Source organism: Exiguobacterium sp. K1, assembly GCF_033721435.1.
Lineage (GTDB): Bacteria > Bacillota > Bacilli > Exiguobacteriales > Exiguobacteriaceae > Exiguobacterium_A > Exiguobacterium_A artemiae.
Window position 1 is genome coordinate 213,211 of record NZ_JAOTIT010000004.1, and the last position, 23,126, is coordinate 236,336.

General features: G+C 49.7%; 21 protein-coding genes. 3 read left to right on the forward strand and 18 right to left on the reverse strand.

Features of this window, described 5'->3' with window-relative positions:
• Window positions 1–66: 66 nt before the first annotated feature.
• The 8 genes from N7U64_RS10795 to N7U64_RS10830 form a co-directional block, all read right to left on the reverse strand.
• The gene (locus N7U64_RS10795) at window positions 67–1,464 is read right to left on the reverse strand and encodes an MATE family efflux transporter (RefSeq protein ID WP_318929778.1); all 1,398 of its coding nucleotides are present in this window, start codon (window positions 1,462–1,464) and stop codon (window positions 67–69) included.
• 159 nt (window positions 1,465–1,623) lie between these two features.
• Window positions 1,624–2,703: a site-2 protease family protein gene (locus N7U64_RS10800; protein ID WP_318929779.1), complete on the reverse strand. Its 1,080-nt coding sequence runs from the start codon at window positions 2,701–2,703 to the stop codon at window positions 1,624–1,626.
• A 79-nt stretch (window positions 2,704–2,782) separates the two neighbouring features.
• Window positions 2,783–4,048: a HAMP domain-containing sensor histidine kinase gene (locus N7U64_RS10805; RefSeq protein ID WP_318929780.1), complete on the reverse strand. Its 1,266-nt coding sequence runs from the start codon at window positions 4,046–4,048 to the stop codon at window positions 2,783–2,785.
• Window positions 4,045–4,728 carry a response regulator transcription factor gene (locus tag N7U64_RS10810; protein WP_318094064.1) on the reverse strand — a complete coding sequence of 228 codons (684 nt, stop codon included), beginning with the start codon at window positions 4,726–4,728 and terminating at the stop codon, window positions 4,045–4,047. Before N7U64_RS10810 ends, N7U64_RS10805 begins: the two co-directional genes overlap by 4 nt.
• A 12-nt stretch (window positions 4,729–4,740) precedes the next feature.
• On the reverse strand, window positions 4,741–5,637 hold the full coding sequence (locus N7U64_RS10815) for a hypothetical protein (protein ID WP_318929781.1): 897 nt from the start codon (window positions 5,635–5,637) through the stop codon (window positions 4,741–4,743).
• Window positions 5,638–5,736: 99 nt separating this feature from the next.
• Complete coding sequence (locus tag N7U64_RS10820) at window positions 5,737–6,288, reverse strand: maltose acetyltransferase domain-containing protein (RefSeq protein ID WP_131503468.1); 552 nt, start codon at window positions 6,286–6,288, stop codon at window positions 5,737–5,739.
• A 122-nt stretch (window positions 6,289–6,410) separates the two neighbouring features.
• Window positions 6,411–7,295 carry an SDR family oxidoreductase gene (locus N7U64_RS10825; protein WP_318929782.1) on the reverse strand — a complete coding sequence of 295 codons (885 nt, stop codon included), beginning with the start codon at window positions 7,293–7,295 and terminating at the stop codon, window positions 6,411–6,413.
• 227 nt (window positions 7,296–7,522) lie between these two features.
• Window positions 7,523–8,875: an FAD-dependent oxidoreductase gene (locus N7U64_RS10830; protein ID WP_318929783.1), complete on the reverse strand. Its 1,353-nt coding sequence runs from the start codon at window positions 8,873–8,875 to the stop codon at window positions 7,523–7,525.
• 419 nt (window positions 8,876–9,294) lie between these two features.
• On the opposite strand from N7U64_RS10830, the gene N7U64_RS10835 reads away from it, so the two are divergent.
• The gene (locus tag N7U64_RS10835; protein WP_290828186.1) at window positions 9,295–9,909 is read left to right on the forward strand and encodes a YitT family protein; all 615 of its coding nucleotides are present in this window, start codon (window positions 9,295–9,297) and stop codon (window positions 9,907–9,909) included.
• 79 nt (window positions 9,910–9,988) lie between these two features.
• Window positions 9,989–10,549, forward strand: a complete 561-nt coding sequence (locus tag N7U64_RS10840) for a GNAT family N-acetyltransferase (RefSeq protein WP_318929784.1) — start codon at window positions 9,989–9,991, stop codon at window positions 10,547–10,549.
• A gap of 270 nt (window positions 10,550–10,819) precedes the next feature.
• On the opposite strand, the gene N7U64_RS10845 is transcribed toward N7U64_RS10840, so the two are convergent.
• The 10 genes from N7U64_RS10845 to N7U64_RS10890 all read right to left on the reverse strand — a co-directional run bounded on the left by N7U64_RS10845 (window position 10,820) and on the right by N7U64_RS10890 (window position 20,381).
• On the reverse strand, window positions 10,820–11,515 hold the full coding sequence (locus tag N7U64_RS10845) for an aminoglycoside phosphotransferase family protein (protein WP_318929785.1): 696 nt from the start codon (window positions 11,513–11,515) through the stop codon (window positions 10,820–10,822).
• 13 nt (window positions 11,516–11,528) lie between these two features.
• The gene (locus N7U64_RS10850) at window positions 11,529–12,905 is read right to left on the reverse strand and encodes a hypothetical protein (RefSeq protein WP_318929786.1); all 1,377 of its coding nucleotides are present in this window, start codon (window positions 12,903–12,905) and stop codon (window positions 11,529–11,531) included.
• The gene (locus tag N7U64_RS10855; RefSeq protein WP_012371697.1) at window positions 12,902–13,819 is read right to left on the reverse strand and encodes an FTR1 family iron permease; all 918 of its coding nucleotides are present in this window, start codon (window positions 13,817–13,819) and stop codon (window positions 12,902–12,904) included. The genes N7U64_RS10850 and N7U64_RS10855 overlap by 4 nt, the downstream gene beginning before the upstream one ends.
• Before the next feature lie 12 nt (window positions 13,820–13,831).
• Window positions 13,832–14,569: a hypothetical protein gene (locus N7U64_RS10860; protein ID WP_318929787.1), complete on the reverse strand. Its 738-nt coding sequence runs from the start codon at window positions 14,567–14,569 to the stop codon at window positions 13,832–13,834.
• The gene (locus tag N7U64_RS10865; RefSeq protein WP_318929788.1) at window positions 14,566–15,297 is read right to left on the reverse strand and encodes a glycosyltransferase family 2 protein; all 732 of its coding nucleotides are present in this window, start codon (window positions 15,295–15,297) and stop codon (window positions 14,566–14,568) included. The genes N7U64_RS10860 and N7U64_RS10865 overlap by 4 nt, the downstream gene beginning before the upstream one ends.
• Window positions 15,294–16,727, reverse strand: coding sequence for an alkaline phosphatase family protein (locus tag N7U64_RS10870; RefSeq protein ID WP_318929789.1), 1,434 nt, complete (start codon window positions 16,725–16,727; stop codon window positions 15,294–15,296). Before N7U64_RS10870 ends, N7U64_RS10865 begins: the two co-directional genes overlap by 4 nt.
• Before the next feature lie 5 nt (window positions 16,728–16,732).
• Window positions 16,733–17,590 carry a lysylphosphatidylglycerol synthase domain-containing protein gene (locus N7U64_RS10875; RefSeq protein WP_318929790.1) on the reverse strand — a complete coding sequence of 286 codons (858 nt, stop codon included), beginning with the start codon at window positions 17,588–17,590 and terminating at the stop codon, window positions 16,733–16,735.
• A complete protein-coding gene (locus N7U64_RS10880; protein WP_318929791.1) occupies window positions 17,569–18,489 on the reverse strand; it encodes an NAD-dependent epimerase/dehydratase family protein in 921 nt (306 codons plus the stop codon). The genes N7U64_RS10875 and N7U64_RS10880 overlap by 22 nt, the downstream gene beginning before the upstream one ends.
• A 25-nt stretch (window positions 18,490–18,514) precedes the next feature.
• Window positions 18,515–19,702 (reverse strand): hypothetical protein, encoded by a 1,188-nt coding sequence (locus N7U64_RS10885; RefSeq protein ID WP_318929792.1) that lies wholly within the window; start codon window positions 19,700–19,702, stop codon window positions 18,515–18,517.
• 151 nt (window positions 19,703–19,853) lie between these two features.
• On the reverse strand, window positions 19,854–20,381 hold the full coding sequence (locus tag N7U64_RS10890) for a YbjN domain-containing protein (RefSeq protein WP_012371690.1): 528 nt from the start codon (window positions 20,379–20,381) through the stop codon (window positions 19,854–19,856).
• Between the two features lie 198 nt (window positions 20,382–20,579).
• Between N7U64_RS10890 and N7U64_RS10895 the strand changes: the two genes are divergently transcribed.
• On the forward strand, window positions 20,580–23,027 hold the full coding sequence (locus N7U64_RS10895; protein ID WP_318929793.1) for a CoA-disulfide reductase: 2,448 nt from the start codon (window positions 20,580–20,582) through the stop codon (window positions 23,025–23,027).
• Window positions 23,028–23,126: the final 99 nt, after the last annotated feature.

Consider the following 23,126-nt stretch of genomic DNA (forward strand, 5'->3'; position numbering starts at 1 on the left):
TGCATGTTCGTCTTTTTCTTTTAACCAAAAAGTCCGTCTGCCTTTAAGACAGAACGGACTTTTTGGTTATTTGGCTTGTGCCGATTTTTCCTGTTCTTCCGGTGCTGCATACTCATCCGGCTTAAAGAGCATGATCCGGTCACGGTAGGCAAAGACAACTGCCGTTAAAACCGCCATCAAATCGGCGATCGGAAAGGCGAACCAAACTCCTTGTACGCCGAAGAACATCGGTAAGATCAGAACGAGCGGAATCGTATATAAGGTCTGCCGTGAGAGCGACAGGAACAGGGCGATCCGTGCCTTGGCGAGCGATTGATACATACCGTTGACAATCATCTGAATGCCATACACGAATGAAATGGCGAATAAAATCCGCATCGCAGTCGAACCTTCGTTAAGTAACGTCGCGTCTTCCGTAAACATCCCGACCCAAAAACGGGGAAACAGCTGAATCAACAGCCATAGGGTGATGGATAACGTCAAGCCGTAACGAATGGCCAGTTTGATGGCTTGTGACATCCGGTCAAACTGTTTCGATCCGAAATTATACCCGACAATCGGTTGCATGCCTTGGACGATGCCCATGATCGGCATTCCGACGAGTGCCATGAACTTATTGATGACGGCAAAGGTTGCGAGTTCTGTCGTACCACCGTAACGGACGAGCATATGATTGACGGTGATGAACAAAATCGACTGTGATACTTGCATGATAAAAGAAGAAGAGCCGATTTGTCCCATCCGGCCGACCAGTTTCGGATCAAACCGGAACGCTTCCCGGTCAAGGACTAGACTCGTCTTTTTTGATTTCGTAAAAAAGAATCGGAAAATCAGGACGGATCCGACGATTTGTGCAACAACTGTCCCGAGAGCGGCACCTTGAATGCCCCAGTCGAGTCCGAAAATAAACAGCGGAGTCAGGACGATGTTGATCGCGACCGTCGTCAGCATGACCCGCATTTGATAACTGGCCCGTCCTTCTGCCCGAAGCATGGCACTGGAAGCCATCGTCAACATGAAGAACGGGGAACCGAGCAACAGGACACGGAGGAAATCAATACTGTACGGCATGATCTCCGGTGTCGCACCGAACACACGCAACAACGGTTCGACGAAGATGAACGCTGTGATAATGGCGAGCATACTGACAACAAAGACCGTCATCAGGACATTCGCATAGGCCCGACTGGCACCTGCCAGATTTTTTTGACCGAGCCGCTGAGAAGCAATGGCAGCACCGCCGATTCCGACCGAGTTCGAGATGGCCATCAAGACAAGCTGGACGGGAAAAGCGATACCGACAGCAGCGACGGCAACCGTTCCGATTCCCTGGGCGACAAAGATTGTATCGACAATATTGTAGAGAGCGGTCACGAGCATCCCGATCATCGCCGGGAGCGACAGGCCGATCAGGAGTTTGTTAATGGGTGCTTCTCCCAATCGAGCCGTATTTTTATTCATCATCAGGAGAGCCTCCTTTTTTTCGAAACAGGGACATGGATTTTCATTCAGATTAGTCGCTTCGACAGACGGATGCAAGTAATCGAATCAAGCAATGTGCAAAACGATTAACAGACACTCCGGATATGAACGACGGAGTGTCTGTTTAAATGTCGCGACCGCTTAGGATGGCGTCGGAAGATATCCTTTTGAGTATTCAAATGCAATGAAGAGAATCGCACCGAGAGCCAGGTAAGCAAACAGCGTAACCGTCTGTTGTTTCTTTGGCATCTGATGGTATTCAACTGATTTTTCAGCCTCGAGTAACGGTTCAATCCGTTGGTCAAGTCGACGGATCAAAGCATCATAATCATTGGCCGAGTCATATTGATAGCGGAGCAACTCATCGGCGGCACTTTTTGCGTCTTCCGGACTGGCGCTCCGTAAATCCTGGAGGTCGTGCCGGAGTGACCAGGCAATCGGATCATAAGTGGAAACCGTTGTGTCGTCCGTTTCATCAATCATTTCGTCCGAACCGGTTTCTGTTGCGGTCGCGTGTTCCTGCTCGACTTTCGCCTGCAGAACACGGCTGCGGGCTGCCCGGTATAACATCAGAACCGATTTGTTGTTCTCGTATTGTTTAGCGAACTGATATCGTTTCCAGACTGCACTTCCGCCAAGGAAAGCAATCAACAACAGAATAATGCTGAAATGGGTGATACCATAGGCAATCAAGGCCGCGAGACCGGCGATCCAGACGACAATCGGCAGACCGGCTAAAATCCGTCCGCCGTCAAGCGGGCTGACCGGCAGCAGATTAAACAGGTTCAGCAAGGCACCCAAGTGGAAGATGACAAGCCAAAAATCGTTTCCGGTCACCGCATATCCGATTAAAAGCGGAATGAGGGAAAGTAATCCGGCAAACGGTCCCCCGTAAGCCAAAATCGCTTCTTGTTTCGGTGTCCGGAATGTATCCTTGATTCCGATGACAGCTCCCATGAACGGCACAAAGATGGCCGGCCCTGTCTTGAAGCCTAGCCGTTTGGCGGCTGCGAGATGCCCCATTTCGTGAATGAACAACAGATACAATAAGCCGACGCCAAACCAGACGCCGAAAATTTGTGCGTAAAACAATAACGAAATTCCGAACGAGATTAACGTTCCGCCAAATTTAGAGAATTTTAAGAGAGCGAGCAGCACTTTACCTTTTGAGAGCAGAAATGCTCCGGCGACGGCTAAGCCTCCCCAACGTTTTTTAGCCATTGTTCATAACCTTCTTTCCTCATCTGACTCTTGTCTCTAGTGTACGCCAAAAGACGAGGGAAGGTTTCATTCCGAGTGTTCAGCGACAGGTGATGTAAAAACAGCTGCCGCCGTCCGGGCGGGCCTCACTGCCGACCGACAGCTGATGATGTTCCGCCAAAGCGGCCGCAATCGACAGACCCAGACCGCTGCCGGACCGGTCACGTGCTTCATCGAGCCGGTAAAACCGATCAAACAAACGAGCGCGCTGCGCGTCAGATAAGTGGGTGCCGCGGTCCAGGACCTCAAGCCGGTCCGGTCGGAGACGGATTTCCGGATCTTTGGCGTATTTGATCGCATTATCGATGAAAATCGTCAAAATCCGGACGAGTGCCTCGTGATTGGCCGTAACGGTACCGGTCGCATCCACGGGAATCGTGATGGCATAGGCATGGTGCATCCGGTCCGCGACCTCGGCGCCGAGCTGTTTCAAATCGATGGTTTCTGTCGTCGTTTCGCCGTAGCCGAGCCGTGATAATTCGAGCATCGGTTCAATCAGTCCACTCCGCATCGTATGCGTTTCGTTCAGAATATTGCTGATCGATTCTTCAAGGACGTCAGGATTTGTTTTACCCCAGCGTTTCAGGAGCTTTGCATACCCTTCGATGACGGTCAGTGGTGTCTTCATCTCATGTGAAACATCGGCGACGAACTGCCGTTGCTGTTCCATTGTTTGATCGACACGGCCGATCATCCGGTTAAAGACTTTTCCGAGTTGTCCGATTTCATCATTTTGCTGTTCCGGAACGGTTTCAAGTGTGCCGGAGTCGGAAATCCGTTCCATCGTCTGACCGAGTTGACGGAGTGGACGCAACGTTTGATAGGCGATGAAAAAACTGCTGAGAAAGGCAATGATGACGGCGGCGATCAGGACGATCGAAAAGGCGAAAATCAGCGTCGAGACCGTATCATCCACCGTATCGTCTTCAAACAGATACGCCTGATCTTGATGGACGACACCAAACCAGTTGCCGGATTTGAACGGTTCGTCGCGGGTCGTCGGGATACCGGGAAGATCGCGTGCCCGGACATCACCGTTGACAGTAGCGGAATCATCCTCCTCTTCATCGTTCGTGATGACCCAGCGTCCGTCGTTACGGGAAAGAACAACAGAATCTTCATGAAGTGTCAATAACGCCCGTGTCGTCGAATCATCCTCCATCAGTTCTTCCGCTTGTTCGAGTTGCGTGAAGCGGGATTCAATCAAATGATCACGGACGACATACGTGACGACTAAAAAAGACAACAGCAATAAAAGGGTCGTGAACAATGTGACGGATAAGGCGAGTTTCGTCCGTAACTTCATCCTTTCTCCTCCCTTAAAACATAACCGATTCCCCGAACCGTCTGGATAAGGGAAGGCTGATGGCGGTCCATTTTTTTGCGTAAATACCGGATGTAAACATCGACGATATTCGTTTCCCCGAAGTAATCATAACCCCAGACCCGATTGAGAATTTGCTCACGGGTCAAAACGTGCTCCTTGTTTTCCATCAGATAAGACAACAAATCGAATTCACGTGGCGTCAAATCGAGCGGAACATCGCTTCGAAACGCTTCATGCCGGTCCAAATCGAGTAAGAGATCGGCGTAGTGTAGCTGATTGGTTTCGACCGCTGTACGGATCGTCAAACGGAGTAACCCGCGGATCCGTGCCAACAGTTCCTCGATTTCAAACGGTTTCGTCACGTAATCATTGGCCCCGAGATCAAGCCCGGCGACCTTATCATAGACTTCGCCTCGTGCCGTCAACAGGATTACCGGAACCGGATTACCGTTTGCTCGGAGCCGGCGAAGCACCTCGAAGCCGCTGAGCTCCGGCATCATCACGTCGAGTAAGACGAGATCGATGTCAGTCTCAGCAGCTGCTAAGCCATCTTTACCGTTGAAGGCGACCTGCGTCGCGTATCCGGCATGGTTTAATTCCAGTTCGAGCAATCGGGCGATTTTCGAATCGTCCTCGACGATTAAGATAGTAGGTGTCATACATTGTCCTCCTTACGACTGTTCGTCGATTTCTGTCACTTGTTGTGAACCGTTCAATTCCAGTTCGACGGGTGAATCAATCTGCACATCATTATCCTGTTCCATGTTTTGTGCCCGTTCAAACGTCACATTTTTACCGTTTTGTTCAATGACGACTTGTGAGTCGGTCACACGAACCAATGAACCGCGGATATCTCGGTCATCCGTCGCATCGTCTTGACGGTCATCGCTTCGAGCGTCCTGGTCATCCGCATCTTCCCGGTCGAGTTCCCGGACGAGACCGTCCGCGTTCAATTCCAGTTTCACGCGGTCCCCGGCTTGCGCCTGTTCAAGTTCTGCCTGCTCGATGAAGCGGTACGTTTGATCGGAACCGTTTTGCGTCAAAACGATTTGTTCATTCGATAATTCTTTGACGACACCGTTCACTTCATTGCGGTCATCGGCGGAATCATCCTCTCGACCATCCCGGTCGTTGCGGTCATCTTCGCGTTCGAGTTCCCGGACAAGACCGTCCTGATTGAGTTCGATTTTAATCCAGTCGCCGGCTTGTGCCTGTTCGATTTCAGCGGATGAAGCGAACGGATAAGATTGATCCGATCCGTTGCGGGTAATCGTAACAGAATTGTCGGTTACTTCTTTTAACGTTCCTTCCATTTCCTGATCATCATCCCGGAATGAGCTTGGAAGCGACTGTTTGACGTTACTTGATACTTTTGTTGAAGCGGCTTCGACTTTTTGTTCCACTTGTTCTGACGTCGTAACCGTTGAATTGATAAGCGAATGTCCTGGACCGGTGAACAGCAAGAAGGCGCCTGCGCCTGTCAAAACGGTCCCTGTGATAGCGATTGAAGCGAGCCCGCGTTTCACCATATTTTTTTTAGGTTTGTCCGTACGTTTTTCGTTTGTCATGATAATTCCTCCTCCGTAGTGGTAGCTGCTTTTCTTATTCTTAGAATAGCGCCCGTACGTGAGAGGAGACTGAGGATTAGATTAAAATTTGATGAGAAATTAAATCGATTTGATGAAGCGGGCCGGATTTCCTCCGACCACCGTATTCGGAGCAACATCTTTGACGACGACACTTCCGGCTGCGATGACAGCATTGTCACCGATCGTTACGCCCGGTGCGATGACGGCACGTCCGCCGATCCAGACGTTGTCCCCGATGACAACCGGTTTCCCGAATTCATAACCGCTGTTGCGTTCGACCGGATCGAGCGGATGCGTCGCCGTATATATATGGACACCCGGAGCGAGCATACAGTTGTCGCCGATCGTAATCGGACAAATGTCGAGCAGTACACAATCGTAATTGGCATAAAACCGTGCGCCGAATGTAATGTTGTAGCCGTAATCACATTTAAAAGATGGTTCGATGTAAAAATCGGTCTGCTCGATTTGGAACAGTTCCTGCAGGAGCGACTTTCGGGCAGGTAACTCGTTGATGCTGAGTTGATTAAATTGATGACAAAGCATCTGAGCCCGCTTTCGATCAGCGACCAGTTCCGCATCTCCGGCTAAATACAATTGACCTTGAATCATTTTTTCTTTTTCCGTCATGTGAATCATCTCCTGTCATATGTATACCTTCATTAGACTAAACCGGGCAGGGAGAAGCAACTCATAACCAAAAAAGCAGCTTTGATGTCGCCATCAAAGCTGCCTGGTTGAAAAAAATTGAATTAAGCGAGTTCGATTCCGCCTGTGACACCATAAATTTGAGCTGTTACATAACTGGCGTCATCCGAAGCGAGGAAGACATAGACGCTCGAGAGTTCGACCGGTTGACCGCTTCGTTTAAGCGGTGTTTCCTGTCCGAATTCTGGAATGTTTTCGCTTGGTTGTCCTCCTGAAATCTGAAGTGGTGTCCAGATTGGACCCGGTGCAATCGAGTTGACGCGGATGCCTTTTGGCGCGACTTGTTTCGCAAGTCCGCGTGTGAAACCATTGATGGCAAATTTTGTTGACGCGTAGTCAAGCAGGTTCGCACTTGGATTGTATCCTTGAACCGAAGTCGTCGTGATGATGGAAGCTCCTTCTTTTAACAGCGGAAGAGCCGCTTTGACGACCCAGAACAATGAAAAGACGTTGATTTCATATGTTTTGCGGAGTTGTTCCGTCGACAGGTCCATGATGTCCTCGACAGCTTGTTGTTTACCGGCGACGAGTGCCAAAATATCAATTCCGCCTAGTGAATCATGTGCTTCTTTGACGAGTTGTTGACAGAACGTTTCGTCACTGAGGTCACCGGCAAGTAAGTATGCCTTTTGTCCGGCTGCTTCGACGAGTGCTTTGACTTCTTCCGCGTCTTGCTGTTCTTCCGGAAGATAATTGAGGAACACATCGGCACCTTCACGGGCATAAGCGATGGCAGCGGCGCGACCGATTCCGGAATCGCCTCCTGTGATCAAAGCTTTTTTGCCTTTTAATTTACCGGATCCTTTGTAGCTTTCTTCACCACAATCGGGGACGGGTTCCATTTTTGCCTGGACAGCCGGTGCCTCCTGATATTGTTTCGGGAAGTCATCATTGAAATATTGTGTAAGTGGATTGTTAGACTGTGACATGAATTGATTCCTCCTGTGATAGTGGTTTCGTTTGCATAAGAAGTATGTTCCCTGTCACTTCACGTCTAAACGTCAATTGATTAACCGAGTGAAGTTTTTAGCAGCTGTGGAAGGAGACCGGGCAAAGCAGCCGCAACAGATTATCGGAATTGATTAGATGAAAAATAAAAAAATCGGAATCCACGGATGTGGACTCCGATTTGAAGAGAGAAGGGGAAGGTGATGCATTAAACGCGTTCCGATGTCAGTTCATTCATGCCTTGTAAAGCTGCTTGGTTCAGCAGGTTCCATGGTTTGTTGTAATGCGGTTGGAAGAAGAAGTCGACGAACGCCAATTCTTCGAGCGTCATGTCGTTTTGAATGGCCACCGATAACGTATTCATGGCTTGTGTCAAATCAACTTTTGAGATGATTTGCGCTCCGACAAGACGGTGAGTCGTTGTTTCATAAACGAGTTTCAATTGGACATTTTCAGCTGTCGGCATAAACTCAGGACGGTAGGCATCCTGAACCGTCGTGCTCGCTACTTCCAAACCGAAGAATGGCGCGGCATCTTCTGTCAGACCGGTTGACGCGATATTCAAGTCGTATAACCGCAGACCGGATGTTCCTTGCGTTCCTTGATAACGGATTTTCGGAGCAAGCAGGTTTTTCCCGACGAGTGTTCCCATGCGGACGGCATTCGTTGCGAGCGGAATGTACGCGTGTGTCCGGGCCGGATTGTAGTAGACAGCACAGCTGTCGCCGGCGGCAAAAATGTTCGGATTACTTGTCCGCATATAGTCATCGACGATGATGGCACCGTTCGGTAACATGTCGATTTGTCCTTTTAACAGTTCCGTGCTTGGTCGGAAACCGACACAGAGAATGACGAGATCCGTTTCAAACGTTCCTTTATCCGTGACGACTTGTGTGACGTTTCCGTCAACACCGGTAAAGCTTTGAACAGTCTGGTTCAATTCGAGATGAATACCGCGGTCCGTGAGTTCCTGTTCGATGATGTCGGTGAAGGAACGATCCAGGTATTTATTTAAAATCCGGTCGGCACTGTCGATGAACGTGACATCTTTACCGTAGGCTTCAAAGGCTTCGACCAGTTCAGCACCGATGTAGCCGGCACCGACGACTGTAATCCGCTCTGCATCTGTCGCTTTTTTAATGATTGTTTGTGCATGGTGATAGTTTTTACAGAGCTCGATTTGATTGAGTTCAATTCCCGGTAACATCGGGATGATCGGCCATGAACCCGTCGTCATGATCAATTTATCGTACGTATCATAAACGGTTTCACCCGTTACGAGGTTTTTGGCAACAATCGTTTGATTCGTGCTGTCGATTTCGAGAACATCATGTTTTAAGCGCATGTTTGCACCAAGCTCAGCCAGTTCATCCGGTGAAGAATAAAACAGCGACTCAGCATGCTCGACGACGCCACCGACGTGAAGCGCGATGCCGCAAGAGAGGAAAGAGACGTTATCGTTTCGTTCGTAAACGGTGATATCCAATTGCTCGTGCTGTGAAGTTAATTCTTTAACTGCTGCTGTTCCTGCGTGTGTACAACCGATGACTGCTACTTTCATGAGTAAAGTCCCCTTTTTGTTTTGTTTGTGATAAATATCACATTCATTTGATATTCTTAGTGTATTACTTCACAAAGTCATTTTCAAGTACTTTGTTCACTATTGAGCATAGATTTGTCTAATCTGTGAATAAGTGAGCAAATGAGGTATGCACTGTGTCGTTTGTGTAAAAAACACGTAAAACTGTTTCAGTTTGTGAAGTTCGGGTTATAATAAGAAAGACAAAACGTGAAAGGGTGGAAACCGATGGATACCGAGAGGACCGATCATCTATTCAGCTTACCTGATTTTTAGCAGCGCCAATCTTCATTGAACAGGAAGGTAATGGCTTGAAAAAAATCAGGGAGAGCGAAAATAGATGAATACCCAAACGGGACAATTAGACCCTCTCCCATGGAAGATACGGGAGAGGACAACACATGAAACGAATTATGACCATCTTGGCCGGAACGCTGCTTATGGCGTTCGGCTACTATACCTTGAATGAACAGTTTGGTTTGGCGGAAGGCGGATTTATCGGCTTATCGTTGCTCGGACGCTACTTTTTTGACATCAATCCATCGATTTCGATGATTGTACTCGATATTCCGTTTTTTATCGGAGCACTTTATTTTAAAGGCAAACGGTTTGTCGGCGAAGCATTGATCTCAGCCGGCGCGTTGTCACTATTTTATGAAATGTGGTACCGGTTGGATCTGTTTCATTTTCCGGAGCAGGCTTGGCCGGCAACCTTGATTGCAGCGATCGCAAGCGGGATCGTGACCGGCTACGGTCTCGGACTTGTCTTGAAAAGCGGTGCCGCAACAGGCGGCGACGATCTGTTATCGATGGGACTCAGTAAGCTGACCGGCTTATCAATCGGGACGATTTTATTTGGTCTCGATGCCGTCGTCCTTCTCATTTCACTCGTCTACTTGCCGTTGAGCTTAACATTGTATACCTTACTTGCCGTCGCGATTGCAGGACGTGTCGTCTCGGTCATGACACGTGAACCGGTGACTGCACCGGCTGCTGCGGTAGCTGAACTGAAATGAACAAAATCCCTTCTGATATCAGAAGGGATTTTGTTTTACGATAGAATAGAGTAAGAAGCAGTAGAAGGGAGATTAATCAATGATCAGACAAGCAACGGCGAAGGATGCGGAGCAAATCGCACCGTTAATTGAACAGGCGATTCATGAAATCGCGGAGACGTTGACCGGAACACAGGAGAAGGAATTAATTTTGGAGAGGCTCGCGCAGTTTGTTACGCAAACGGGGAACCGGTTAAGTCACGAGAACATTCTCGTCAAGGAGCTCGACGGGCATGTCGTCGGCATCGTCATCGCATACGCAGGTATGGATGCGGCACAGTTGGATGAACCGATTAAACGCCAGCTGCTCGAGTGGACAGGACAAGAGATTCAGATTGATCAAGAGACGGAAGGGAACGTCTTTTATCTGGATACGTTGTCGGTGGATGCGGCATACGGTGGAAAAGGAATTGGATCTGAGCTGTTGCAGGCAGCGGCGGACGAAGGGGAGCGGCGTGGATTACGGGCGTTTACGTTAAATGCGGATCAGACCAATGCGGGTGCGCAACGCCTGTACCGGCGTCTTGGATTCGTCCCGGTCAAGACGATTGAAATCAGTGGCGGACAATTTGATTATATGGAACGATCGTATGCAACTTGAATGATGAGGGAAGTACTTCGAATTCGTTTCAAGATTTGTTGATACGCAGACAAGACTTCGCTTTCCGCTTTTCCCGCAGGAGTCTTCGTTTTGTCTGCTTCTCAACGACGTTTTATTGAGCTGTTAAGATCGATACACTAAGAATCTTGATTCAAAAAATCACTCGCCTCACGCGACTCCTACAGGAAAGCGCGTGAAGCAGGTGATTTTTTATATTTGCTTTCATAAAAGGATGAGTTTTAACTCGTTTGAAGTCAAAAAGGGGATCCATCAGATTAAAAAGCGTTGTAACAAAGCTGTTTCGACAGGCGTAATCTGCTCTTGCAAGCGGAAAGTTGCACAAAGCTGTAAACAAGCTTTAAATCCGGTCACTTTACCGACGCGTCTGAAATAACAGGTACGGTATAAATGACTAAGGATGAATCGGGGAACAAACTCTATCGGGTTTCCTGAAGACGTTCGTCCACCATATCGTATTAACAAAAAGGTACGAGCTACGTCCATCATTGGATTACCGATTGAAGCATCCATCCAGTCAATGACATACAGTTCTTTTTTTACGAGCAACAAATTGTACGGATGAAAGTCACCGTGACATAAAGAACGTCCTGTTACCCGTGCAGTATGACCAGGATACCGTTCTTGCAAAAGCGGCAAACCGTCAATAGGTAAGGCATGAAGGTGTTTTTGCAGCGTGACCATTGTTGTCATATAACCCCAAATCCGAAGCGGATGACGTTGCATCAAATCGCCGAGCGATTCTCCTTGCAGATACTCCATGCGAATGGATTGATCGACGCAGTCATAGACTTGAGGTGTCATCGGAAAATCCTGGTGAATTCGTTGATGATTTTGAAATTCCCGTTGAATGGCAGCAAGCGGAATAGAATCGTGAAATTGTTTTCGAACAATCGTCTCTGTTTCTTTCTGAATCATTGCCGTGTTTCCACTTCCAATCACACCCATCAAAATCCGCTCCTTAATGTAAAATCAACCGATACAATCTTGCATCTGCATCCTCCGGTTCAAATCGAGGATCACTCGTAAAACGGAAAACTTCATTCGCTTCAATCGACACATCGGCCGCCCGTAACCGATCGAGCAGTCGGCCGGTCAGGTAAACCTCTTTTGATTTCGGCTCTGCCCGCCACTTGCTGACGGAGCCGATCGGAACGATAGTGGCGGCAGGTCGTTTCATTAAAAATTGCCGGTCTTCTTCATCCGTAAAGACCGTTGCTGACGCCGGTAAATCGGCGACGGCTTCTGCCAGCTGAAGTGTTGCCGGTTCAGTATGGGCTTGTCGATACAAGGCTATACTGCCGATTATGAGCTGAAGACATAAAAACGGAACGAGCCAACGGACTGACAGTCGGCGGACGAGCAGAATGACGAGCAGCAGGATAAGCGGTAATGTATGCCGCGGCTTATCGATGTTTTGTGCGAACCAGACCCACAGGAAATAACCGGTTCCGGACCACCAAAGTGGAAGCGGACGGATCCGCTGAGCGCACAAGAATAAAACAGAAGCGAGACCGAGCCATGTCGCCAATCCGAATCCGTGCCAGAAGATTTGTTTCAGTGTTAACCCAAGCCGTTCGAGCAGCGAGGCATCATCCGTTTGTGCTGTACCGCCCCAATCTGAAAAGTGTCCGCTCACGAAACTGAGCGATAACCGGGCGAAGGACGCCGGTCCGCCGACGGAGAATGCCACCGGTAACAACCAGGCGAGTTGAGCCAGCAACAATACGGCGATTTCTGACACCCATTGCCACGAATCGCGCCGGACCTGCCAGAGTAAAAACAATAGAATGATGCCGAACGGTGCATAGGACAGCCTGGTTGCCATTAACAGTCCGAACAGGAGGTACGGCAAAAGGCGGAAACGATTGTACCGGGCCTGTTCGACACTCCACATGAACCAGCAGAGGACACCAAGCGCGAGACCATCCGACATACCGGTCGCAGCCAAGGTAACGAGCGAAGCCGTCGAGACGACCGTAAACGCACCGAGCAACCGGACGGTATCAAAAGAATACCGTTTGAATACGAGATAAAGCGGTATTACACCGCTTGCGAGTCCGAGTGTCGAGACCATGCCGAGTGCCCGGACCGGATCGAGACCGAGCCGGGCGAGACCGGTTGCGAGCAGGATGAAAAACGGATATCCCGGGAAGTGCGGTTGCAGATTGGCTAAATCATATTGTCCGACAGCAAGCGTGAAGTTCGCGATATCGTAACTTGCGACATAAGGGCTGACGAATGCGAGACGGATGCCGATAAAACCGAGCATCAGCAAGCAAACGATGAAAAAAAGCGATCGTCCACGTCGTTGTGGATGACCGCTCTGAACCGTCAAGAAACCTCCTGCAGTTTCTTGGCGGTTTTTGACGTCCGATTTTGACGCGTCAGCATGAAACCAGCGAAAGCAAAGTATCCCCACCAGGCGATGACTTGTTCCAGGGATGGATTGTGGCTGTAGCCGAACATCGCGCCCATGAACGTCCCGATTTGTCCGCTGATCAAGGTCGTATTGCCCGTGTCCCGCAAATACTGGACTTGATCGATGTAGTGTTCCGGCATGAAAGCGACGATATTGTAAAGCGCAGCCGGTGTTCCGTCCGCATTCGTCAACAGACTGCCGAGCAAACCGAGATCCTGGAACCGACCGATCGTTTGCACAAGCATTCCGGCCGCGATGAACAAAATCAAGACGCCGGTCACTTGGAAAAAGCGTTTGACGGGAATCTTCATCGTCCCGGAAACGAACAGGTAACCGAAAATTAAGGCGAGCAGAAGACCGGAGACAGCACCGTAGCTCGTCAGGACTTTTTCGATTTCACCGCCGGAAATCGCGGCGAAAAAGAACACCGTTTCGATCCCTTCCCGGACGATGACGAGGAAGGAATGGACGATCATCGTGATCGCACTGCCGGTTGAAACAGCGGCTGCGACCTTCGCCTGGGAGGCCTGCTGATTTTCTTTCGCTTCCTTGCCCATCCACAGGACCATGTGCGTCAGGAGGAAGACGGAGATAATCATGATACCGAGACGCAGATACGTATCGCTGCCGAAGCTTGCGAAACTCGTAAAGACGACCTGGAACAAGAAGGCGACACCTAAACTCGCGAGTAATGCCAAACCGACGCCGGCATAAACCCATTTTTTATATTGTGGTGCATTCAGTCGATCGAGATAACCGAGAATCAAGCCGACGATCAGGACGGCTTCGAGACATTCGCGAAGGGTGATTAAAAACGCCTGAAAATCCATGTGTCTTCCTCCTTATTGAGCGCGTCGTTTCTTACGCTGACCGATGATGACGATGACGATTAAGATGATGACCAGACTGATGGCGACCGTTTTCCAAATATCATCCGTTCCGAAAGACTGACCGAATATCGAGTCTTCTTCATCGAAGACACCGGTCTTTTCCTCGCCGGGTAAAACGAATAACGGGGTGATCGTATCTTCAATCTGTTTGATGTTTTGATCAAATGCTTCACGGTCGCTGGCTTTCTTCCCGACTCCGAACAATCCGGGATTCCCGAGAGCGGCAAGCGATTCATCAAATGCAGTATACAAGGAATCGCTCGTCTTTGCATCCTCACTTTCCTTGACGTAAGGAGCGAGGACGTCATATGTGCCGCGTGCTTTTGCGAGCAGCAGCTTAGCCTGACCGAAATCATCGAATTGTTCCTGTGCGAAATGCAGACGGCGTTCGATATTTTGACGTAACGCCACGCGATAGGCCTGTTTGGCCGCCGCTGCATCCTGATCTGCTAAAGCAGCATCGATTTTTTCTTTAGCTTCCGGGAAGTAGAGGGTGAACTCTTTATCATAGGCATCAATCGTTTCCCGGGCCAGTTTGTAGTCCTTTTGATTGAGTTGTTCCTCAAACTGTTTATAGGCTTCCGCAAACGCCTCTTTTCCCGGATCCCCGTAACTGTACGCGGATGCCGACAGCGGTGCGGTCAGCAGGAAGAGGAAGGCGATGAGGGTCAATACAAGTGGTTTTCTCATCCAAGGTGCTCCTTTCGTTCAAGACGTTCTTCAGCGGATAAGCGGCTGATGGGACGGCGCCATTCCCGGTAAATCGCAGGCAGGACGCGCTGGACATAATTCAAACGGATAAAGGACTTGCCGGCTTCCCGCACGCGGTAACGGATCGGAACTTCGTGCAGCCGGAATCCCTTCCGGACAAGATTCAAGGTCAGGACTTGAGCATAGTTATAATCGTGGATGATCTCCGCATGTTTACAGGCGGCACGGGAGAAGGCCCGCATTCCGCTTTGGCCGTCGTGAATCCGTTGTTTCAGCAACAGACACTGCAACCACGTAAAAACATGATTTCCAATATAGCGGTACAAACGCATTCCGTCAACGGTGCCTAAGAAACGGGAACCGAAGACATAATCCGCTTCATCTGCAAGAATCGGCCGGACGACATCCGGAATCTGATCGGCCGGATACTCATTGTCCGCATCAATCATGACCGCAACCGTCGCTCCGTGTTCGTAAGATCGGAGCAGCCCTTCACGGACAGCGGCACCAAGCCCTTGATTTTCAGAGAAGCGATAGACATGTGCGCCGTGGCGTTTTGCAATGTCCGAAGTCGTATCGGTCGATCCGTCATCAATGACAATCGTCTCGACGGGAAGTCCGTCAATTTCAGCCGGAATCCGTTTTAAGACGAGGGGTAAGGATACTTCTTCGTTATGGGCCGGCAGAAAAACGACGACTTTTTTCATGACGATTCCTCCTCAAACGCTTCAGTCAATAAGACACCCCGGCTGTCCTGCGGAATTTCAGCCCCGAGCTGCTTCGCAACGGTTGGTCCGAGTGACAGAATATGACGGTGTGTGTCGACTTTCCGTCCCGCATGGATCTGTTTCCCGTACATCCAGAACGGGACGAACCGTTCGCCTTCATCGAGATGTCCGTGACCGCCGATGCCGTCGGCCTGACCGTGATCGGCCATGACGATCAGTGTCGCATCATCGAGTTTCCCGAGACGATCAAGCTCATCACAAAATTCAGCCAGCAAAGCGTCGGCCTCTTCGATTTTTTGAACATATTCGGAGTAGAGCGTCCCGCGGCTGTGACCGGTCTGATCGGTTCCAATCAGCTGAATCGCCAGTAAGTCAGGATCCTCGTCCCGGACGATTTGTTTGGCCCGGTCGATGATGTTCCGATCGGCGACATCGTTATGCATGACTGCCGTCACGGTATGAACATCTGTTGCACCGAAGGCGTCGACAAGATGGGCAATTCCGAGAATCTTGCCGGTTTTGCCGACATCACGCAACCGGTCGAAGACGGTGTCTGTTTTGACACCGGTCGTGTTCCAGACCATGTTCGAATGAATGCCGTGTTCTTCCGGACGCGCACCTGTGAACATCGAGCTGAAGCAGACGACCGTTCGGGCCGGATAGACCGTCTCCATGTTCGTGTACTCCGTTCCTTCTTGGCGCAATCGCTCAAGGAAAGGCGTATTTGCTGCCATATAACGGTCTTTCCGCATGCCGTCGACAATCAGGACGTAGACTTTTCCAGACGTCGGAATCGGTGCGTCGACGGTCGGTTCCGTTGGCAGTTTTGGTTTCCAGTCAAACAGGTAGTGATGCAGGATCCAGGCGAACAGGAGCAGACCGAGCGGAAACCATAGGTACGACCAGTCGAGTGTCGGTTCGATGGAAGCCGTTTGCCAGTAGGCGAGCAACAGCCCGACTTTTGGCAGTTGTTCCTGCGCGTTTCCACTTGTCGAGTCACTGTTCTTCAGCACAAGTTTCCAAAAGCGTGTGAAGTTGAGCCAGTCCGTTCCGATGCGGAGATGGTAATAAATCGTCCCCCAGAAAAAGACGGTAAAGAAGAAATACAGCCCGGCTCCGTAAGCGAACAACGGTAACAGGCGGGAATCGGTTCCTTCTATAAAGAACCAAACGATCAACGGAAGCCACAGATAGTTCCGTAAAAACAGCGGAAAGTCGAATTTCCAATATAAAACGAACAGCGGCACGGTCATCAGGAAACCGAACCCGGCACTGCTGAACGAGCTTTGAGTCAAGACGAGATAACTCAGAAAAACACCGACGGTAAAAATCGGTGTGAAGGGTTTGCCTTCATTCAATAAGTTCCACATCCGTGCGGCGATTTTCTCAAAACGGGAAGCACTTTTCATGATGGTCATCCTTTCGTGTTGTGCTTCTTGAACTGGGTGAACAGTAAATGAACGATTGCAAAGTGCCGGAGGAGCACATAAACCGGCGCTAAGAAGGCAAAGGTGTATTTAAAGAGATGTGTCATCAAGGCGAGTTCATACGGGTTCGGAACACCTGAAAGTTGCAGGACCGTTCCCATGGCGAGTTCGTACGTTCCGAGCCCGCCCGGTGTGAACTGGGCGATGCCGGATAAGACCCCGGCACTCATCGCGATTAGAATGACCGGGAAAGCGACCGGCACGTCTGCCCCGAGAAAGAGACAGGTGACAGCTCCGGCCTCAAACAGCCAGGCCAGCAGGCCGTATCCGATCAAGACCGGTATCGTCCGGATGAACCGACGGACGAGCAGTAGCAGAACGAGACCTGCTCCGAACGCCAAAGCGGCGACCCATACGGTTTGACCTAATAATAACCCCGCTGTCACGAAAAGACCGAGGATGGATAGGTCGATCCCGCGCTGGGCGACTAAGATGGCAGTCGTCCGTTTAAGCGGACTGCCGATCGCGCGGGCTGTCAACAAGCGGACCGCTTCACCGAGTTTGACCGGAGACAGGTGGTTAACAGCCAGTCCGATATACAGACTCGTCAGATAGACGGCGGTTGGAGCCGTCTTTTCATCGGCCGTCCGCCAAGCGACGGCCCGGATATAAAAAGCCAGGGCATAGCTGACCGTTGCGACGAAGGTCCAATACGAAGTCGTCAATGTTTTGACATACTGATAGGCAGTCGGCAGTTCCAAGCCAAAACGCAGAAGTAAAAAAAGAGTTGCCAACGTCAAGAAGACGCTCGCAACTCCACGGATCACCGACGCTCGAGATGCCATCTGATCATCCGTTCAATTCCATCAGCGAGCGTAAAGGAAGGAACGTAACCGAACGTCTGCCGGGCCGCATCGGTGTTACTCCAAGTCATCGAGACGTCACCTATCCGAGCGGGAGCCGAACGGACAGGGACATTGAACCGTTCGCCGAGTGACGTGGCAATATCACGGACGGATTCCGGACGATTGGCACCGAGATTAAAGGTGCCCGTTGCTTTTGCTTCGAGAGCCTGTTCCATTCCACGGGTGATGTCATCGATGTAGGTGAAGTCGCGAACCGGATCACCGAACACGTTCAGCGGTTGACCGTCCAGCGCCTGTTCGATGAAACGGAACAACGCCATATCCGGCCGGCCGGAAGGACCGTATACCGTAAAAAAGCGAAAAATCGTCACGTTCATGTCATACAGGTTGTGATAGGTCCGGCAAAACGTTTCCGCGCTGTACTTGGCTGCCGCGTAAGGGCTCATCACATTTCCTGTCGCTTGCTGCTCAAACAAGGCACCGGTCTGTTCGCCGTAAACGGAAGAAGAGGAAGCAAAAAATACATGCGGAATACCGTGTGTCCGGGCTGCTTCGAGAACGGTCACCGTCATCGCGATATCATCCTCGATATAGCGGTGGGGTTCGGTTAAAGAGCCCGGGACACCGGGCAGTGCTGCCAAATGAAACAGGGCGTCGAACGTGTGGGCTTCGCACCACGTTCCAAGCTCTTCATGGACATTGCCATCAAAGACGTCAATTCCGTCAGCCTGTAATCGTTGTGCCCGCTCAAGTTTCAATTCGACGTCATAGTAGTCTGTAAAAGCATCCATGACATAGACCGTATGACCGCTTGCTTGAAGCCGAAGTGCAAGCGCCGCTCCGATAAAACCGGCTCCTCCTGTAATTCCGATCTGCATATCGCATTCCTCCGATTTCAAACGATTAGTTGAGTGGTTCCAAGGCATCCACGATTCGATCACCCGTTTGTTCCGCCTTCACATCACCTTTTTCAACAAGCGTATACCAAGCGTTTGCGTCCGTCAGAATCGCCTGTGCTTTTTCTTTGCCCAACCGGTTCTCAAGTGTCGGTTTCATGGCAATGACGAACATATTAGCTTCCATGGCTTCAACCCGCGCCGTATCGACCTCTTTTTTCTCAAGTGCTTCTTGTGCTTCTTCATGGTACCCGTCAATCTTTTCCGTCAAAGCTTTTGCAAACAGGCTCTCGACTTCTTTGAACTGGACGTCAGCCGGTTTTGTTTTCGAGAAGTCATACAGTTCTTTTAACTTCGCGACGGCAGCCTCATCACCGCCGGCAAGAGATTCTTCGATGGCCAGGAGGAATCCGTATCCTTCTGCCTGTTCCATCTGTAATTCTTTTTCATCCGTGCCGGCTTTGGCACCATCCTCGATTTTTTGAGCATAACCGAGAGCGGCGAGGTAGAATGAGCGGTAGATTGATTTATCCGTTAATTGTTTCGCAACATTGAAGTCGGCCGCTTTTTTCGCCGTGATGGCTTCTTCCTGTGCCGTCAGACCGGAATTGATCGCTTGGGCAATGGAATCTTCGTTTTTAAAGCCGTAACTTGCATCCCGCTTTTCCGCCGTCGGAATGAAGACGGTCTTCGACATCTCTTTGATATCGCTCAGGGCAGCTGTCGCTTCATCTGTTTTTCCGGCAACGACCGCTTCTTCGGCTGTTGCTTGTGTTGATTTCTGAAGTTTATAGAAATAAGACTGAATGCCTTTGTCTACGAGCTGACGGGCAACATTCTCATCAAGATCTTTTGATTCGACACCGGCTAACGCGGAACTGATGACCTCGTCGATTTCAGGAGCAGCTGTCGTGACGCCGCCCTTTAATTTGGATTCGTAACTTGTCGTGACCATCTTCCAGTCAATGGTTTGACCTTCTTTAGCTTTATCGAGTTCCGCTTTGATTGAGCTGAAAATGGTCAGTTCATCTTTTAAGGTCGTCGCGGCGATCCCGGCATTTGTGTTCGTTTCAGATGTTTGCTCCGTTTTCTCTTTTTTCGGAGCCGTTGTCGTGTCTTCATTACTACTATTCCCGCACGCAGCAAGCAGTCCTGCTGTGATAAAGAGTGATGCTACTTTTAAGCGTTTTTTCATAATCTATTCCCCCAGAATAAGATAAATGTATTTAAAATGATGTCGTTTTCACAAATCTAACTATAGCGAGAATAATTCTCATTGTCAATTGAACTTGAAAATGAAAAAAATGGCTCCCGAGTTGTCTCGAGAGCCATTTTTAAACGATATTTTACTGAACTTGGTCATATAATTTCGTGAGATAAGCGAATACTTCATCCGAAGCTTGGAACATCATGACAGAGTGTCCAAAGATCGCTGCCGGATTAAAGCCGTGATCGAGGTCAATCGTTGAAGCAATCGTGACATCACGGTCGCTGTCGAGGACAACACGGAAGTATTTGAATTCTTGGTTGAAATCGTTGATTGCATTTAAGATTGGGAGATCTTCGACACCGTCTGGTACGTGTGTAATCGTACGTGCGAATAACTCGACGTCTGTCGCCGTCTTGCTGAAGACGATCATCATCATCGGTTCAGCGCCTGATGGTGTTTTTTCCTGTGTCATGAAGAAGACGTGTGTTTCATTTTCGCGTGCTTCCATCGGAATGCCTTTTTCTACTAAGAAAGCTTGGAATTCTTCAAGGTATTGTTGTTGCACAGCCGTTACCCCGTTTTCATTTGTTTCCGGCTGACTGTTTTGGTTGATCGGCGTGACTTTGTTATCGTTCGTGTCTTTCGAGTTACGATCCTGGTCCATTATAAAATCCCCCTTATAAATACTGTAATCTCAGTTTCAAGCATTTTAGATGGAATTGCAACTAATGTCCGTTATCATCGAAGGAACAATTTCATTATGAAGTTCCGACAAGTTTGTGAATCAACGAACAGATAACTTGAAAAGCCATACCTGAATGGGTATATTGGTACACATAGAACATTGGAGGAGGAAGCCGGAATGAAAACGATCATTGTAGGTGGAGTAGCAGGTGGAGCAACTGCGGCAGCACGATTACGCCGATTGGATGAAACAGCAGAAATCATTCTTTTGGAACGTGGAAAAGAAATTTCTTTTGCAAACTGTGGACTTCCATACTATATCGGGGACGTTATCAAAGATCGCAATAAACTGTTGGTGCAAACTCCGGAAGGGATGAACGCACGTTTCAATCTCGACGTTCGAAATCTGTCGGAAGCGATCCGGATCAACCGTCAACAAAAAACGGTGACGATTCGTAAAGTGGATACGGGTGAAGAGTACGAGGAATCATACGATCAGTTGATTTTGTCACCGGGTGCAAAACCGATCCGTCCTGGAATTCCCGGTCTGGCGGAAGCAACGAATGTCTTTACATTACGTAATATCCCGGATACCGATAAAATGCGCCAGTATGTCGATGAATCACGTCCTGCACACGCGACGGTCATCGGCGGCGGATTCATTGGTCTTGAAATGGCGGAAAACTTAGTCGAGCGCGGAGCACGTGTGACGCTGGTCGAGATGTCTGATCAAGTCATGGCCCCGGTCGATCCGGAAATGGCGGCCATCGTCCATGAACATTTGCGGGCGAAAGGTGTCGAACTGATTTTAGCGGATGGTGTGGCACGTTTTGAAGAAGCGGGGACGCGCGTTGTCTTGACGAGTGGAAAAACGATTCAAACCGAGATGAACATTCTATCGATCGGTGTCATGCCGGAAAGCAATTTGGCTTCAGAAGCGGGACTTAAACTCGGAATCAAACAGACGATTCAGGTCGATGAGACATTACGGACATCGGATCCTGCCATCTTTGCGATTGGTGATGCGATTGAAGTGAAGGATTACATTACAGGTGAACCGGTTCACGTTCCGTTGGCTTGGCCGGCAAATCGCCAAGGCCGTCTCGTCGCCGACATCATTGCCGGACGAGATGTCCGTTACACAGGAACACTCGGAACAGCAGTCGCAAAAGTATTTGATTTGACGGTCGCTTCGACCGGAAACAATGAAAAACGTCTTCGTCAATCGGGCCGTCGTTATGAAGCGATTCATCTTCATCCCGGCTCGCATGCCGGTTATTATCCGGGTGCCAGCCCGATTTCGATGAAACTGTTGTTTGATCCGGTGGACGGAACGATTTTCGGCGCACAAGCGATCGGGATGACAGGTGTCGAGAAACGAATCGATGTCTTGGCAACATCCATTAAAGGCGGATTGACTGTCCTTGATCTTCCTGATCTGGAACTGTCGTACGCACCTCCGTACAGTTCGGCAAAAGATCCGGTCAATATGGCAGGTTATATCGCCTCGAATATCGTACTCGGGGACAGTGAAAACGTCCATTGGCACGAGATTGACCAGATTGTCGCGGACGGCGGGCTGTTACTTGATGTCCGGGAACCTTCCGAAAATGAACTCGGATCGATTCCGGGATCCGTCAACATCTCTTTACCGACATTACGTCAGTCACTCGATGAATTACCGAAAGATCAGCCGATTTACGTGACATGTCAGGTCGGGCTCCGGGGTTATGTCGCAAGTCAATTGCTCAAGCAAAACGGATTCGACGTCAAAAATCTAAGCGGTGGTTATAAAACATGGGCGACGGTCAACCGTGACCGTGAAGCGAGAAGCCAAGTACGGGAGGAAACAGCTGTGACGACAATTAAAAGCGAACCGAAACAAGTAACGAAAGAACAGATTACGTTACTGGATACGTGTGGTTTACAGTGCCCGGGACCGATTTTGGAGCTGAAAACGAAAATCGATCAACTGCAGGATGGAGATCAAGTCTTCGTTAAAGCATCCGATCCCGGATTCCTGCCGGATGTTCAGGCATGGGCCAAAAAACTCGGTCATACCGTTCACACAGCGGAAATGAACAAAGGAGTCGTTGAAGTCCTGCTTGAAAAAGGGAATGCGACGAACCAACCGGTACCGTCGGCCGCTGCCACTGCCGATGATGCGACGATGGTCGTCTTCAGCGGTGATCTCGATAAAGCACTGGCATCGTTCGTCATTGCGCAAGGCGCACAAGCGATGGGGAAACAAGTAACGATGTTCTTTACGTTCTGGGGACTCAACGTCATCCGTAAACCGGATGCACCTGCTGTCGATAAGGCACCGATGGAGCGGATGATGGGAATGATGATGCCGAAACATGCCGGTGAATTGCCGCTCTCGAACATGAACATGGCCGGAGCCGGTCAAAAAATGATGAAAAAAGTCATGAAGGATAAACAGGTCGACGCTCTGGAAACGATGATGGCGAAGGCGCAAGCAGCCGGCGTCCGGATGATTGCCTGCACGATGTCGATGGACATCATGGGCATCAAAAAAGAGGAGTTGCTCGATGATATCGATTATGGTGGTGTCGCAAGTTATCTCGGGGCGACAGACGGTTCGAACCTGAATCTGTTCATCTGATCGTGTTCGATGGTTAAATCGGTTCTCAACAAGGGACTGACCCAAAGGTCAGTTCCTTGTTTTTTTATGCTGAACCTGACATCACATGTGAGGTTTGTG